The sequence below is a fragment of the Phreatobacter sp. genome (assembly GCF_022843985.1).
GTDB lineage: Bacteria > Pseudomonadota > Alphaproteobacteria > Rhizobiales > Phreatobacteraceae > Phreatobacter.
Window position 1 is genome coordinate 1 of record NZ_JALHMP010000028.1, and the last position, 14,075, is coordinate 14,075.

Sequence of the window (14,075 nt, forward strand, 5' to 3'; positions counted from 1 at the left end):
TCAGACGCTACGCAACGTGAATAGCTACGCGTCTGCCCACGCCGCTCAACCCGCCCGACAGGGCCAAACCAACCGCCGGGACGAACTCAAGGCTGGATAGAAACTGGGGGCAACGTCACCGCCGCTCTGTCGGGAGCGGAGATTGCCTCCGAAATCGTAAGCCTTTCGCGTAACGTCGAACTGCTTACAGCGGCAGCGGAGGAATTTGTCGCTCTCCAGACCGAAGGGTCAATGCTGTCCGCTCAAGTGCAATCCGATCCGTCTTTTCGACGAATTGTCATGCTTTCGAATGAAATAGTTTCGACGGCCTCCAAGCTCAACGATCTGATCGCAACGAAGTACCAGCCCGCCAGGGAGGCTGCAGAGCATTCATTCCAGAACATGACGTCTGGCCTGATCGTCGTGTTGTTGGTGGGATACGTGTCGCTCATCATGATCCCCCTTTGGCGACGAATGCATGAGGAAGCCGCCCGTTTTAAAGCCATGTCCGCCGAGGTATGGAAGCTATCAACGGTCGCTCACAGGACAACGAACATCGTCATCCTGACGGATGTGGAAGGGCGCATTGAATGGACAAACAGCTCGTTTGAGAGGATCAGCGGCTATTCGCTCACAGAGGTCCGCGGTCGGAAGCCGGGGTCCTTCCTTCAGTTCGAAGAGACTGACCAATCGACGGTCGATCGGATCAGAGAGGCGGTTCGCGCCAAACGACCGGTTCAGGCCGAACTGCTGAACCGATCCAAGGCCGGCCAAGCATACTGGCTCAACCTAGACATTCAACCGCTCCATAGCGAAGGTGGCGAACACATCGGCTTTATGGCCATCGAAAGTGATATTACAGAATTAAAACGAGTGACAACTGATCTATTACGGAAAAATTTTGACCTCGCGGTGATGTCAGAGCTTGCCTGCATCGGTGAATGGGTTTTGGATCTTCAGAAGAACAGTGTCTATTGGTCGAGACAAGTGCGTCGCATTCACGAGGTCGATGAGGGGTATATCCCGACATTTGAAGCTGCAGTGGCCTTCTATCCCGTGCACGTCCGCCAACGACTGACCAGTGGTTTAGAATCCTGCATTGCGACCAAGGGTTCTTGGGAGTGCGAACTGCCGTTCTTGACTGCAAAAGGTAACGATCGTTGGGTGCGTGTTTACGCGACTGCCATCGAAGAGAAGGGGAGCGTTACTAAGCTCATCGGCGCGTTCCAAGACATAACCGACATTGTCCGCTCCCGCTCGGATCTCGAGATTTCTAGCCGCCGACTTGAAATGGCTGCTGAAGGCGCGTCGATCGGTCTATGGGAGTGGGACGTTGCAAGCAAAAGGCTATGGGTTCACCCTAAATGGTGGACCCATCTCGGGTTCGACGAACCCGGCGGCGCGTCGCCAATTACTATTGATGATCTGATCATCCATCCGGACGATCTGCGATCAGTGGTCGATAATCGTACCCGCTTTCTCCAAAATGGGGCGGCCCAGCTTACAAATGAGTTCCGCCAACGGGATGTGAACGGAGTTTGGCGATGGGTTTCGTCGACTGGGCGGGCGACTGCTTTCGACAAGCAGGGGAGGCCTTTGCGAGTATCAGGTGTTTATGTGGACATTCACGAACGAAAGTTGGCCGCCGAACGGGCTCAGTTCGCTGCCTCCCATGACCACTTGACTGGACTAATGAACCGAGCCGAGTTTGTCCGCCAGATCGATGCGCGAATCGCGCGCAGGCAGAATGCAGATGATACTTTTGCAGTTCTTGCCATTGATCTCGACCGTTTCAAGTACGTGAACGACTCTTTCGGCCACGCCGCTGGCGACGCAGTCCTGGCGGGCGTTGCAAGTAGGCTCCGGGCGATCCTGCGCGAGGCGGACATCCTTGCCCGTCTTGGGGGGGATGAGTTCGCGATCATTGTGGACGGAAGAGAGAACTGTCGTGAGAGGTGCGCGGCAGTTGCAGCCCGAATTCTCAACGAAATCAGGCGCGACTATGTCCATGAGGGCAAAAATCTTCAGATTGGCGCGAGTGTTGGTATAGCTGTTGCGGATGAAAATACCGTAGATCATGAGACGCTGATGCGTGCTGCTGATACGGCACTCTATGCCGTTAAGGAGAGCGGTAAGAACAGCTACCGCTTTTTCGACCAAGAGCTGGCCTTCAGAGCGCAGGAACGGCGCGACATTGAGGCGGATCTGCGCTTCGCACAAGATCGCGGAGAGTTCGAGCTGCACTTCCAGCCGCAGGTTGACCTGGTGTCCCGCCAATACACATCCTTCGAGGCGCTTATTCGCTGGCGCCATCCGCATCGCGGCCTCGTATCGCCGGACTTATTTATTCCCATCGCGGAGGAAACGGGCCTGATCGTATCGATAGGCCAGTGGGTTATTGAGGAAGCCTGCAGAATCGCTGCCCATTGGCCAGAGCCTTTACCGGTATCGATCAATCTATCGGCCGCGCAACTAGGACGGAGTGATCTGTTAGCCATTGTGACACAAGCTCTCTTGCAAACAAATCTTCATGCACATCGGCTGGAGATCGAGATGACAGAGTCGGTGTTCATGAATAAAGACGACACGCTTCTACGTGACATTCTTCAACTGCACGACCTAGGCGTACGGTTGGCCCTCGATGATTTCGGCACCGGCTATTCGTCACTCGGATATCTTCATAAACTGCCTTTCGACAAAATTAAAATCGATAAGAGCTTCATCGCCGATATCGCAACAAGCGCGCAGTCCGCCGCGATTATCTGTGCGATCGTCAACTTGGCGCGGAGCCTGGGGATCGAAACGACCGCCGAGGGCATCGAGACCGAAGAACAGGCGAGCTTGGTGCTAGCCGCCGGCTGCGCGATTGGCCAAGGATTTCTGTTCTCGCCACCAGTGCCAGAGGGTGAGGTCTTCACAGACGACCGGCTCACGACAGCAAATGGGGCCTTGCCCAACCGAACGCGTCGCCGTGCCGATTCAAATCGAGTTGGGGGGCTGAGCTAATGCTGCAGGACGGCTTCGATGAAATCATTAGCACTATTGATGCTGTCGGCGACAGCTCTAAGCGGCACGATATTGCGCTGGTGATCGCCAACATATTCGCCAATACACCATATAGATTATCAGCGGATCGCGTATCTGTGCTCGATAACGTATTACTTTATATGATTGATAGTTTAGACGATTGTACACGTTCCGTTATCGCAAATAAATTGGCTCAGATCGACACGGTGCCTATCGGCGTTATGAAGCGTCTTGCGAACGACGTCTGGCCCGATGTCTTCACGCCCGTTCTCCTCCACGCGCGCTGCCTTGATGGCAATTACCTCACAGAGCGGGCACTTTCGGCTACCGAGCGACATCTGCTTGTCATCGCTGATCGCGCTAACCTTATCGAGCTTGTAACTGACGCGCTAATCAGTCGGGCGTTGCCTGCAGTGCTACATCGCGTTGCCATCAATCCTGGCGCGCGCATGACCCAAGCCGGTTTTGCTAAATTGGTCGAACACGCGTCAGGCGATGACGCTTTAGCCAGGGCCATTTCGGATCGCCCGGACCTTCCACGCAATCTTCATCTGAGGCTGATCGCGACCGCATCTGCTAAATTACCATTGTGCGACAACAACGAAGCTGTACTTCAGCCAAAAATATTCCGCCGCGCTGGGCGCGATGATGCCAAGAAAATCACCGCCGACCAAACGTTAGATCTTAAAGCGCGCGCTGCAGCCCACGCGGAGTGCATAGCGCTTGCGTCCCAAGGCGCCTTAGACGATGCGGCAGTCGCAGCGTTTGCTTTGGCTCGGGATGGTGTGAGGGTGCGCGCGGCTTTGGTCGTTCTTGGCCACCTCAACCCCGAGGCAATCGATAGCCTCTTTCTGCAGTCCCGAACTGACGGTTTGATCGTTCTCGGTCGCGCACTGGGTTTGTCATGGACGACAATGCGCGCGGTCCTCCTCCTGCGTGAAGCCGGGGGGCATACTGCATTGGTAATGGAGAGATCGGCGTTCGCATTCGAACGACTTACCCCTGACACCGCACGCATGGCACTGGCAATCCAGCGAAGGCGATCGCACGAGTCAATCGCATGCGAATAGTCAGACACCTAACCGTGGGGTTCCTGTTTCGACGGGCTAAGGCACGTTGATCAAAAAAGCGGAGGGTCATTTAGTTCGTGAGCAGGAATACATGCGGAACTGGACCGCAGCGCGAGGCACCCTATAGGTTTTCTTGATAGTAGCAGCGTCATCGTTCCGGGTCTTGATCAAGTTAGCCTGAGCAGCCCTCACGAGGTCCGGTCCTGTCTGCCCGACTCTGAATGGCGGCTATTCGCACGCACTATGGATTCAGTCGCTGAGACGAAGCTGACGTTGCCCCTCTGGGCTAATCCAGTTTGAAGTTCGTTCTGGCCCATCGAGAGGACCAGAACATGAGGCGCAGCCGTTTTACGGAAGAGCAGATCATCGGCATCCTGAAGGAGCACGAGGCCGGGGTGCCGGTCTCGGACCTCTGCCGCAAGCACGGGGTCAGCGACGCCAGCATCTACAAGTGGAAATCGCGCTTCGGCGGGATGGACGTGTCCGAGGCCAAAAGGCTGCGGGCACTCGAGGACGAGAACGCGAAGCTGAAGCGCATGCTGGCCGACGCGATGTTGGACAACGTCGCGCTGAAGGATCTGCTGGGAAAGAATGTATGGTCCGCCCCGTCGTTGCAAGGTTCTTTGGAGCATTCTGACGGTCGACAGTTTGCGTAAATGTATCCGGCCTCTCGCGAGTGGGCTGCTGTTGCAGCCAGGCCATGATGAGATCCGCGCACACCGTTCCCAATAAATGGTTCGGGCTCAAACCCGCTTTTTTGCAGAGGGCTTACGGCATGCCGATCGACTGTCTCGTCATCACTCCTCGAGCCTCGCAATCTGTCGGCAGGAACGCTCAGGCGAAGGCGGGATCAACCCGCTCGTAGAGCGTCCCCGGACGGTTGATGATCGCCCAGGCTATGCGGGCGATCTTGTTCGCCAATGCAACGACCACCTTGTTGGCATGCATGCGGCGCTGGAGTTGGTCGAGCCAGACGCCAAGCCGATTTCGCGTGCGGTCAAGATGCAGCACACACGACCGTGCTCCGTGGATCAACAGGCGTCGAACGTAGCCATTGCCGCGCTTGCTGATGCCCCTGAGTGTCGTCTTGCCACCGGTCGAGTATTGCCGAGGCACGAGTCCGAGCCAGGCCGCGAGATCGCGGGCCTTCTGGAACTGACGGCCATTGCCAACGGCTGCGAGCAGAGCGCTAGCACCAAGAGGACCGATACCCGGCACGGTGAGCAGCCGCCTGGCCACATCGTCGCGATCAACAAGTGCCTCGATCTCTCGGGTAACCTCATCGATCCGGCCTTCCAGCCGCATCAGGTCCTCAAACAGCTCGGCCAGGAGGCGCCGAATCGGCACCGATAACCCATTGCTCTCGTCTCCGACCACCCGCGGTAGATCGAGCTTGAAGACACCCGCGCCCTGCCTGATTGCGACACCATACTCGATGCAGAAGGCACGCATTTGGCTGATCATGCGTGTCCGCTGCTTCACCATCATGTCCCTTGCCCGGTGCAGAGCTTGGATATCGATCTGCTCGACCGACTTCACTTCGACGAACCGCATCGTCGGTCGTGTCACGGCCTCAGCGATCGCCTCCGCATCCAGCGTGTCGTTCTTGTTCGACTTTAGGTACGGCTTCACGAATTGCGCCGGGATGATGCGCACGGTGTGACCGAGGGATCGGATCGTCCGCGCCAGCCACTGCGAGCCGGCGCACGCCTCCATTCCGACGATTGCAGGCTCGGCCCGTTCAAAGAATTGCAGCAGCGTCTCGCGACGGAATCGAACCCGCTGGGTCGGCTTACCACTCGCGTCGACACCCACGACGTGGAAGATGTTCTTCCCGATATCGACGCCATAAACATGCGCATCACGTGGCTTGTTGCAAAGCATGGCACTTCTCCCTCGGTTGCGACCTCAGCAGAATGAGGCGGAGAGACGGGGCGGACCATCCCATTAGTGGTGACGCCCGCGGCCGAGCGGAGAGCTGTCGCCCACCTCATGGACGCCCATGGGATGAGCGAACGGCGGGCGTGTAAAGCCACCGGCTTTTGCCGCATGACCATGAGGTACAAAACCGCGCGGGGGGATGACGCCTCACTGCGCGAGCGCATGAAGGCCATCGCCCGGGAGCGGCGACGGTTCGGCTACCGGCGTCTGCATGTGCTGCTCCGACGCGAAGGCTTCGAGGTCAACCACAAGCGGCTGTTCCGGCTGTACCGCGAGGAGCGGCTCACAGTTCGCCGGCGAGGCGGCCGGAAGCGGGCGATCGGGACGCGGGCGCCGATGATGATCCCGCTGCGACCGAAAGAGCGCTGGTCGCTGGAATTGGTCGCTCCGCGCCCGCCTTCGGCTGCGTCGCCGACCAGATGACCGACGGCAGGCGCTTCCGGATCCTGGCGATCGTCGACGACTGCACCCGCGAGTGCCTGGCACTGGTGGCGGACACGTCGTTGTCGGGTGTGAGGGTTGCTCGCGAGCTCGACAGGCTGCTGGCAGAGCGCGGCAGGCCGAAGATGATCGTGAGCGACAATGGCAGCGAGCTGACCTCCAACGCCATCCTGGCCTGGGCTGATGCGGCGAGGGTCGAGTGGCACTACATCGCGCCCGGCAAGCCGATGCAGAATGGCTTCATCGAAAGCTTCAACGGCCGCCTGCGGGACGAGTTGTTGAACGAGACGCTGTTCTCCAGCCTCGCCCAGGCCAGAGCCGCACTCTTGCGGTGGCAGCTCGACTACAACACCACAAGGCCATAGTCGAAGCTCGGATGGCAGACGCCGATGGACTTCGCGGCCAGATTCCACCGGCGGCGGGACTAGACGCTACGCCTCGCCAATGGCTCCGCGTCGGGCCACGGCGCTCAACCCACCCGAGGGGGCCAAACCAGCCGCCGGAACGAACTCAAAGCTGGATAAAGCCCGGGGCAACGTCAGCTATTTTGCTATCGGATTGTTGCCTCTATTCCCAGAACTCGTTGCGGATGGCGGCAACCTCGCCGGGAGCACGCTCTTCGCATCCCACGAAGGTGAAGGCGAGGCCTGGGCCACCGTCTCCGCCCGACAAGAGAAAATGACGAGGGAGCTCGGTCGTACCTGCATCCGAAGTGACAAGGCCGAAGCGCCGGATAACATCCGTCTCGTCGAGAGCCAAGGTGAGCCATTCCGTCGTTCGGCCATGGAGCACGTAGGCTTGCTCATCGTCGAAAACGACATGGAAAACGAAGATCGGCGGCGACACCGGCTGGTGCTGAAGAATGCCACTTTTCAGTATCCAGACCGATCGGTTGTTGGTCCCGGTATAGCGGGCTGCCCGATCGGCGCATTCGATCTCCGGCGTATGGGCCGCTGAAGGGTTCATGCCGAGCAACAACAACAAGGCCGCGATCGGCATTATCAGGGGTTGCCATCCACACTTGCCCACGTGTTCGGATGAGCGGCCGTCGCGTGCCGCGGCGCCGCGGTGGAGGCGGGAGATGCTGAAGGGGTTCGACTGCAAGCCGGCCTCCCGTCACCGTTGGTGATGGAACGCCGATCACATCTGCTCAATGCGCGGGCCAAATCCTGAAGAGCAGATGCACGATCGCTGAAAAAATGCTGAAATCAGCCTCTTGAACGATGCGTGGACAACAGCGCCATGGGCGTGATGGCTCGACGACTTCTTGTCTTTTCCAGCTTCACTCTTGATCTCGATCGGGCGTGCCTGATGAAGGACGGCGTCCGCCTTGCCCTCAGGCCCAAGAGCATGGAGGTCCTCCAGTATCTCCTGGAGCGAGCGCCAAGGCTTGTGACCAAGGATGAGCTGCTCGGCGCAATCTGGCATGATGTTGTCGTCGGCGAGGAGTCGCTGACACGCTGCATCAGCGACATTCGTGCGGTCCTTGGCGATCGGAATCACGAGATCATCAAGACCGTTCCGCGAAGGGGATACCTCATCGACATTGCGGTGGATGCCCCCCGGGCAACCGGCGATATCGCGATGGAGGTGCCCAACCTTGTCCATGCGAACGAGAACACCGGCCGCCGGAGCGGCGCCGCGCAAAGAGCCGTCAGGCCCATCGCGGCGATTGCCGGAGTTCTGTTCGTCTGCATCGCCGCCCTTGGCATTTTCCGAAGCCTCCAACCGGGTGTCGATCAGCAGGAGCCGTCGATCGCTGTCCTGCCCTTCGACAATATCTCGCGGGAAGCTGATCAGGCGCACCTGTCCTCCGGTTTGCCGGAGGACATTACAAGACGTCTCTCTGCATTTTCGGGCCTGCGCGTCATCGCGCGGCAGTCGTCCTCGCGTTTTGATGCCACGGCACAAGATGCCAGGGTCATTTCCGATCAACTCAAGGCGCGCTACCTCATCAGCGGCAGCTATCGCCGCGAAGGTTCGAGCGTCGTCATCACAGTCAATCTTGTGGACGGTTCAAACGCCGAGAATCTGTGGTCCCAACGCTACGATCGTGACTTCTCGGACCTGTTCTCCGTCTATGACGAGGTCGCGAGATCGATCGTCCTGCGATTGGCCTCTAGAATTACCCAGGCAGAAATCGAGCGCACCAACCTCAAGCCACCGGGCAGCCTCTCGTCCTATGAACTGCTGCTGCAGGGGCATCACAAGCTGACGCAAGTGTATGGAAGGGAGCGCGGCGCGACCCTGTTTGAAGCCCGCGAGCTGTTCGGGAAGGCGTTGGCGTCAGATCCGCAATCCGCACGCGCCATGCACGGCCTCGCTGTCACATATCTGATGTCCTATCTCGAGCCGACCAGCCATCCGGTCCTCAGAGCCGAGTATCAGGCCCCGTCGATAGCGGCGAAGGCCCTGGAGATGTCACGATTGGCGGTTTCCCTCGATGGGGAATTGGCTGAAGCGCGAACTACTCTGGCCCGTATTCTGTTCTGGAGGAACGAACGCGCCGAGAGCCTGGCCCAGTATGAGCGGGCGTTCGCCCTCAATCCCAATCTTGTCGATCCCCGTTACGCTATGGTCCTCGTCCACGAGGGACGGATAGATGAGGCTCTCGCGCACCTTGATAAAGCGATGAAGGTGGATCCGCTCTACACGCCGTTCACGAGCTTCGTCATGGGAAAGGCACACGCCGTCGCCGGGCGGAACAAGGAGGCGCTGCTCTGGCTTCGCCGGAGCACGACCGAAATGCCGCGATACCGGCCAGGTCTGGTCTGGCTGGCCGTCAGCGCAGCGGGCGATGGGCTTTCGGAGGAAGCAAGCCGCGCCTCCGAACAGGTTCGCGCTCTCGATCCCACCTTTTCGGCGGCCCGGTTCGTGGCAGACCTTGCCTTGCGCGACCCTGGGCATAGGGAAAGCGTTGCGCGCCGACTGGCGGAGACCGGCCTGCCGCCGTAGGAGCGCAATTTGCGAATTGGCGACACCGCCGTCTGCCAGTCGCTCGTTGGACAGACGAAGACGGAAGGCCCGCGTGCGGACCCACGGGGGGCGAAGGTGATGTGACCTGAGACCCCGAACCTCCTCCAGATTTGGGGAGAGTCCCTCGAACGTGGTGACGGACGATGCGACCCTCGCGGTCCCCCGCGCGAACTTCACAAACGTCTGCTTTTCGGCGACCATCCAACTTCCGCTTTAGAGGCGCGAAGCTGACGTCCTTGGCGGCGGACGGTTGCGCGCTGTGGCAAAATAGATTCCGTTCACCGGCCACGGCGCCAACAAAGGGTTGCAAACTCTCTCGCGGCCAGAATGCTTGCGCCTTCGCTGGTAAAGCCTGAGCCGCAGATCGAGCACTGGCAGGCGTCATGCCGGACCATCCGACCGATGATAGCCGCTGGGAACTGGCCGAGGATGGAGGTAAACCGCAGCTATGACCGTCGCCATAGATCCACAGTTTTTCAGGCTTGCAAGCGAGATCGCCGAGGCGCAAGGCCAACCGCTGTCGGTTTATCTAGAGGACCTCATTGCCGACGATTACGAGCGCCAGACGGGACACTGTGTCGTGAGCGTGTACGTGCCGGAGCCGATCGACGGCGACTGGACGCTCGTGCGTGACGAAGGCGAGAGCGATGAATCGTACGCCAGCCGTCGCGAATCCATCGAACTCCTCCTGGCGGCACTACGCAGCAAGTAGGATCGACGCCAAGTCTGGCTTCAGCTGTCACGATCGTCAGGGATCAGATTGGGGGCTGTGTCCAATAGGGCCGGATCCGCACTTCGCGTGAGCCGCATACTGAGCATTTGAGACGACCGCGGATCTCAAGATCGCGAACCTCTTCGGTTCCTCGCACCCGCATGCGCTCCCAGGTGATGTAGGCGTAGTTTCGGCAGGCCATGTTCATGCAGTGGACCCAGGCGCCACGAACCCCTTCAGATCGCAGAAGCGAGATAGTGAGCTTCGGCGGCACGGTGGGTCACGGCAGCTTCAGGAAGTCGATGGAGCCGAACATGCGCTGCCGTCGATACCCGCTGCTCACACTGCGCGCGTGGTCCAGCGCGAGGATGGCGATGTCGTGGAGCAGCGCGCGGACAGCTTCTCGCGGGTCACCACCAGCCTCGGCGATTGCGGCATCAATGTCGTCGTCGCTGATGATGAGGTCATCGGTCTCGTTGCGGGCCTGATCTGGAACCGGCTGAGCCACGTCGTCCTCCTCGTGTTCGTTCTTGTTATGTTCTAATGCAGCGGGCTCGCGCAATCCCCCTTGTGGACAGGCAAGAGGCCGCGGGAGGATGGAGCCATGTGCAATCTGTACAGCCTCACCAAAGGCCAGCAGGCTATCCTCGAACTTGCCGGCGCGATGATCGATCGCACGGGCAATCTGCCGCCCATGCCAGGCATCTTTCCGGATTATGCCGCTCCCATTGTTCGCAATGGTGCTGACGGCCGTGAACTGGCGATGGCCCGCTGGGGCATGCCGTCACCGGTCTTCGCTCTGGAGGGCAAAAAGACCGATCCCGGCGTGACGAATGTCCGGAACCTTGCCTCGCCGCACTGGCGCCGGTGGACCGGCATCGAGCACCGTTGCCTGGTGCCATTCACCAGCTTCTCGGAGTGGGATGCCGCGATCAAAGGGCCAGCGTGGTTTGCGGTCACTGAGGATCGGCCGCTCGCCTTCTTCGCCGGGGTCTGGACGACCTGGACCAGCGTCCGGAAGGTGAAGGAGGGCGAGGTGACCGCTGACCTCTATGCGTTCCTGACCACCGAGCCGAACGCCGAAGTCGGCGCGATCCACCCCAAGGCGATGCCGGTCATCCTGACCACGGCCGAGGAGCGCGAGGTTTGGCTCCGCGCGCCATGGTCGGAGGCCAAGGCGCTCCAGCGCCCCTTGCCCGACGGCTCACTGGCCGTGGTCGCGCGAGGGGCAAAGCAGGACCCTGCAGTGGTGTGACCCCAGACGAGAGTGCGGACGCAAGAACTCGCCAGGCGGCCATCTCAGGTGACGTTCCACTCTTTGCCGCGCTCCGTCTCGGCCGCTTCCGCCGCGCGTTTGCGTTCCTTGGCCATGAACCGCTGGTGATCGAGAAAAGCGAGGAAGCCAAGTGCAATGACGATGGCGGGTGTGATGTAGAGGGCCAGGATCCAGGTGCTGTTCATGGTTTTACTCCTCGGACCGGCTTCACCTGATCGCCTTGATGGGCGCCCCAGCGAACACCCGACGCGCGCCGAGGCGTGGCAGGAGCCCGCTGCCAACAATCGTCCAAACCGCGGCGATCATCAGGCTGCGGCCGCATGCCGGCCACGGTGCTGGACTGAACCGCTCCGGGATCTACCCCAGGGCCCATCAGGAGCCCTGATCCTCGCCAGGGCCTGTCAGGGCCAAGGCGTCGAGCGTTGCGATCTCCTGCATCGACCGCCCCGCAATACCCTGAAGGTCTCCGTACATGCCGACGGTCGCGTCCATCACGGCCCGCAGCTGTTCCTCACGCTTCGCCCAAAGGCGGGTCATGGCTTTGCGCTCGCGCTCCAGGTCAGCCTGCATGTCGCTGAAGCGCTCAACGATCGCCTCGATCCGATGCCGGAAGCGGGGGCCGGTCAGATACTGGTAGACGAGCTCCATCTTGGTCTGCTGGCCCTCAGAGGCCTGGCGGGCGCCGGCAAGCTCGATCAGTGTCTGCCGCAGGGCAAGCGCCACGGGCACCATGCAGCGCGGCTCGGTGACCCAAACGCCGTCGACCTGGTCGAAGGTCTCGACGCCCTTAGGCAGCGCGTTGGAGACGAGCAGCGCAATCTCGGCCCTTGCCGTGCGCTGATCCTCGCGGAGTTTGCCTAGCCAGCCATCGCTCCAGTTCTTCGTCCGCTTCGTCTCCCACAGGATCGTGCCGCAAACCTGGCCCGCCGGTCCCACCACCCGGTGAAGCACATCACCTCCAAATTCGCCCTTCGGGACCGGCTCGATCAGATCGCGCGGGAACTTGGCGCGCAGCACGGTCTCGAGCTCCAGTTCGAAGGCCTCGCCCTGCAGCTGCTGCGAGCCCTGTTCGGCTTTGCGGCGCAGCTCCTCGATCTGGCGCTGCATGGAGGCGATCTGCTCCTCCTTCTCGGTGACCTTGAGCTTGAGGCTGTCCTCCGCCTCCTGGCGCGCCTTGTCTCGGACCGCGATGAGAGACTCCTGGACCTTCTTCTCAACAGTGAGGTCGAGCTCGCGCTTCGCGTCATCGAGCTCGCGCTGTTTCTTGAGGAGCTCGGCCTGGACCTTCTGGGCCTCGCCAAGTTTTGCGTCCTTTTCCGCGAGGATCTGCTGGAGGTCTTTCAGCTCCCTCGCGCGCTGTTCGAGGTCGGCATTCAGCGCCAGGCGCGCCTTCTTAGCCTCCTCAGCCGCCACCTTCTCGCGCTCTGCTTTGAGCGTCGCCGCGACCTGTTCGGCAACCGAGGCCTTCTCGCGGGCAACCGCCTCCTGCTGCTCCTTCACGGCCGCCTCACGGGCGAGGATCTCGCGATCCTTTGAAGCCAGCCGCTGTTCGAACTGGCGACGGGTCTGTTGGAGAAGCGGCGCCGCAAGCGATTCCGTCAGCTTCATCTCGTGCTGGCAGTTCGGGCAGACGATCACAGGCTCAGACACGGTAATCACCACCCTTGAGAGATGAGGTTACATCAAGACAGACGGGCCTTCGAACGCTGGGCGGAACACCACCGCTTAGCAAGTAGCTGCAACGGCTAAATGCGGCTGGCTTCACGAAAGATTGGTAGATCGGCTTAGGAGGCACAACGCGAATGACCGATGTCCGTCAGCCTCATCTTGCCCACAAGGCCGGCCTGATGACGACTGATTGCGCGCTCTTCGGAGACTTCATGTCCTTCCGCGCCTGTGCCTCACGCCGGACCGGACAGCGAAGAAGTTGAGGGCTAAACATAGCCGCAAGATCCTCGGGAAGCTGGCCAATAATCACATGGACGTTAGCTGGTCCATAGTGGGCCCGGCCAAGATCAACCATGCGGCTGAAGGCAACGACCCCGGCGTGATCCCGCGCGAGCAGTTTAGCCAGCCGGATGGCATCGCCGCGATCAACCGCCGCCCGCTCGAGGATGGGGGCTAGGAAGCCATCACTAATGAGACCAAATGCGACGACCGCATGGTATTGCACGCTACTCATACGCGACCCCTCGCGACAAGAACAAAACATGAACATAAGGTCCGTTATCCCTTGGCGAGTCAATCGGAAAATCAATGCTGGATCATCATGCTGACAAACGATAACGGCTTGCATTCATGAGACAAAACGCCAGGAGTCTGGCTAGGCCCTAGTGAAAGCACTCGGCCATGCTGGCTGACACGTCAGCGCTTCCCTAGTGCAGCGTGTGATCGCCGGCCGATCTTTTGTTCATGCGGATCATCAGGTGCTACAGGCGGACATCGGCCCACCGCAACGGCAAAAGGTCGTACAGATCAACTGCGTTGTCCGGGCCAATGAATATTTGAGTAACCATGTCTGCATCTCTGCTAGTCAGTTTACTAATTTTACCACCGCAAAGGGCAGCATGTCGTCGGGGAGGACAAGATAGTTCTATGGCCGTCTGGACTGCGGAACATTGGGGTCACGAGCTGTCCCGTACTTTGCCTTCTA

11 protein-coding genes and 2 pseudogenes are annotated in these 14,075 nt (G+C 60.0%); 8 read left to right on the plus strand and 5 right to left on the minus strand.

Annotation, left to right across the window (positions count from 1 at the left end; genetic code table 11):
- The first annotated feature begins 231 nt into the window (after positions 1 to 231).
- The 3 genes and pseudogenes from Q0C57_RS17000 to Q0C57_RS17010 form a co-directional block, all read left to right on the plus strand.
- Positions 232 to 2,985: an EAL domain-containing protein gene (locus Q0C57_RS17000; protein ID WP_296577921.1), complete on the plus strand. Its 2,754-nt coding sequence runs from the start codon at positions 232 to 234 to the stop codon at positions 2,983 to 2,985.
- On the plus strand, positions 2,985 to 4,076 hold the full coding sequence (locus Q0C57_RS17005; RefSeq protein WP_296577923.1) for a DUF2336 domain-containing protein: 1,092 nt from the start codon (positions 2,985 to 2,987) through the stop codon (positions 4,074 to 4,076). The genes Q0C57_RS17000 and Q0C57_RS17005 overlap by 1 nt, the downstream gene beginning before the upstream one ends.
- 332 nt (positions 4,077 to 4,408) lie before the next feature.
- Positions 4,409 to 4,666, plus strand: a pseudogene (locus tag Q0C57_RS17010) (transposase); the annotation flags it as partial.
- A 244-nt stretch (positions 4,667 to 4,910) separates the two neighbouring features.
- Here Q0C57_RS17010 and Q0C57_RS17015 read toward each other — a convergent pair.
- On the minus strand, positions 4,911 to 5,960 hold the full coding sequence (locus Q0C57_RS17015; RefSeq protein ID WP_296577925.1) for an IS110 family transposase: 1,050 nt from the start codon (positions 5,958 to 5,960) through the stop codon (positions 4,911 to 4,913).
- Between the two features lie 66 nt (positions 5,961 to 6,026).
- Here Q0C57_RS17015 and Q0C57_RS17020 point away from each other — a divergent pair.
- A pseudogene (locus Q0C57_RS17020) lies at positions 6,027 to 6,982 on the plus strand (IS3 family transposase); the annotation flags it as partial.
- 43 nt (positions 6,983 to 7,025) lie between these two features.
- Here the strand turns inward: Q0C57_RS17020 and Q0C57_RS17025 are convergent.
- A complete protein-coding gene (locus Q0C57_RS17025) occupies positions 7,026 to 7,562 on the minus strand; it encodes a hypothetical protein (protein WP_296577927.1) in 537 nt (178 codons plus the stop codon).
- Between the two features lie 123 nt (positions 7,563 to 7,685).
- Here Q0C57_RS17025 and Q0C57_RS17030 point away from each other — a divergent pair, with 123 nt between their 5' ends.
- On the plus strand, positions 7,686 to 9,413 hold the full coding sequence (locus Q0C57_RS17030) for a winged helix-turn-helix domain-containing protein (RefSeq protein ID WP_296577929.1): 1,728 nt from the start codon (positions 7,686 to 7,688) through the stop codon (positions 9,411 to 9,413).
- A gap of 469 nt (positions 9,414 to 9,882) precedes the next feature.
- Positions 9,883 to 10,146: a hypothetical protein gene (locus Q0C57_RS17035; RefSeq protein ID WP_296577931.1), complete on the plus strand. Its 264-nt coding sequence runs from the start codon at positions 9,883 to 9,885 to the stop codon at positions 10,144 to 10,146.
- 280 nt (positions 10,147 to 10,426) lie between these two features.
- Here the strand turns inward: Q0C57_RS17035 and Q0C57_RS17040 are convergent, their stop codons facing one another.
- Positions 10,427 to 10,654, minus strand: a complete 228-nt coding sequence (locus tag Q0C57_RS17040; protein ID WP_296577933.1) for a hypothetical protein — start codon at positions 10,652 to 10,654, stop codon at positions 10,427 to 10,429.
- A 96-nt stretch (positions 10,655 to 10,750) separates the two neighbouring features.
- On the opposite strand from Q0C57_RS17040, the gene Q0C57_RS17045 reads away from it, so the two are divergent.
- On the plus strand, positions 10,751 to 11,401 hold the full coding sequence (locus Q0C57_RS17045; RefSeq protein ID WP_296577935.1) for an SOS response-associated peptidase: 651 nt from the start codon (positions 10,751 to 10,753) through the stop codon (positions 11,399 to 11,401).
- A gap of 44 nt (positions 11,402 to 11,445) precedes the next feature.
- On the opposite strand, the gene Q0C57_RS17050 is transcribed toward Q0C57_RS17045, so the two are convergent.
- Both Q0C57_RS17050 and Q0C57_RS17055 read right to left on the minus strand, forming a co-directional pair.
- On the minus strand, positions 11,446 to 11,607 hold the full coding sequence (locus tag Q0C57_RS17050; RefSeq protein WP_296577936.1) for a hypothetical protein: 162 nt from the start codon (positions 11,605 to 11,607) through the stop codon (positions 11,446 to 11,448).
- Positions 11,608 to 11,794: 187 nt separating this feature from the next.
- Positions 11,795 to 13,072 (minus strand): DUF2130 domain-containing protein, encoded by a 1,278-nt coding sequence (locus tag Q0C57_RS17055; RefSeq protein ID WP_296577938.1) that lies wholly within the window; start codon positions 13,070 to 13,072, stop codon positions 11,795 to 11,797.
- 328 nt (positions 13,073 to 13,400) lie between these two features.
- On the opposite strand from Q0C57_RS17055, the gene Q0C57_RS17060 reads away from it, so the two are divergent.
- A complete protein-coding gene (locus Q0C57_RS17060; protein ID WP_296577939.1) occupies positions 13,401 to 13,547 on the plus strand; it encodes a hypothetical protein in 147 nt (48 codons plus the stop codon).
- Positions 13,548 to 14,075 lie beyond the last annotated feature (528 nt).

Coding starts and splice junctions, on each gene's coding strand:
- Q0C57_RS17000 (WP_296577921.1), top strand. CDS start 232: ATGCTGTCCGCTCAAGTGCAATCCGATCCGTCTTTTCGACGAATTGTC.
- Q0C57_RS17005 (WP_296577923.1), top strand. CDS start 2,985: ATGCTGCAGGACGGCTTCGATGAAATCATTAGCACTATTGATGCTGTC.
- Q0C57_RS17015 (WP_296577925.1), bottom strand. CDS start 5,960: ATGCTTTGCAACAAGCCACGTGATGCGCATGTTTATGGCGTCGATATC.
- Q0C57_RS17035 (WP_296577931.1), top strand. CDS start 9,883: ATGACCGTCGCCATAGATCCACAGTTTTTCAGGCTTGCAAGCGAGATC.
- Q0C57_RS17045 (WP_296577935.1), top strand. CDS start 10,751: ATGTGCAATCTGTACAGCCTCACCAAAGGCCAGCAGGCTATCCTCGAA.
- Q0C57_RS17050 (WP_296577936.1), bottom strand. CDS start 11,607: ATGAACAGCACCTGGATCCTGGCCCTCTACATCACACCCGCCATCGTC.
- Q0C57_RS17060 (WP_296577939.1), top strand. CDS start 13,401: ATGGACGTTAGCTGGTCCATAGTGGGCCCGGCCAAGATCAACCATGCG.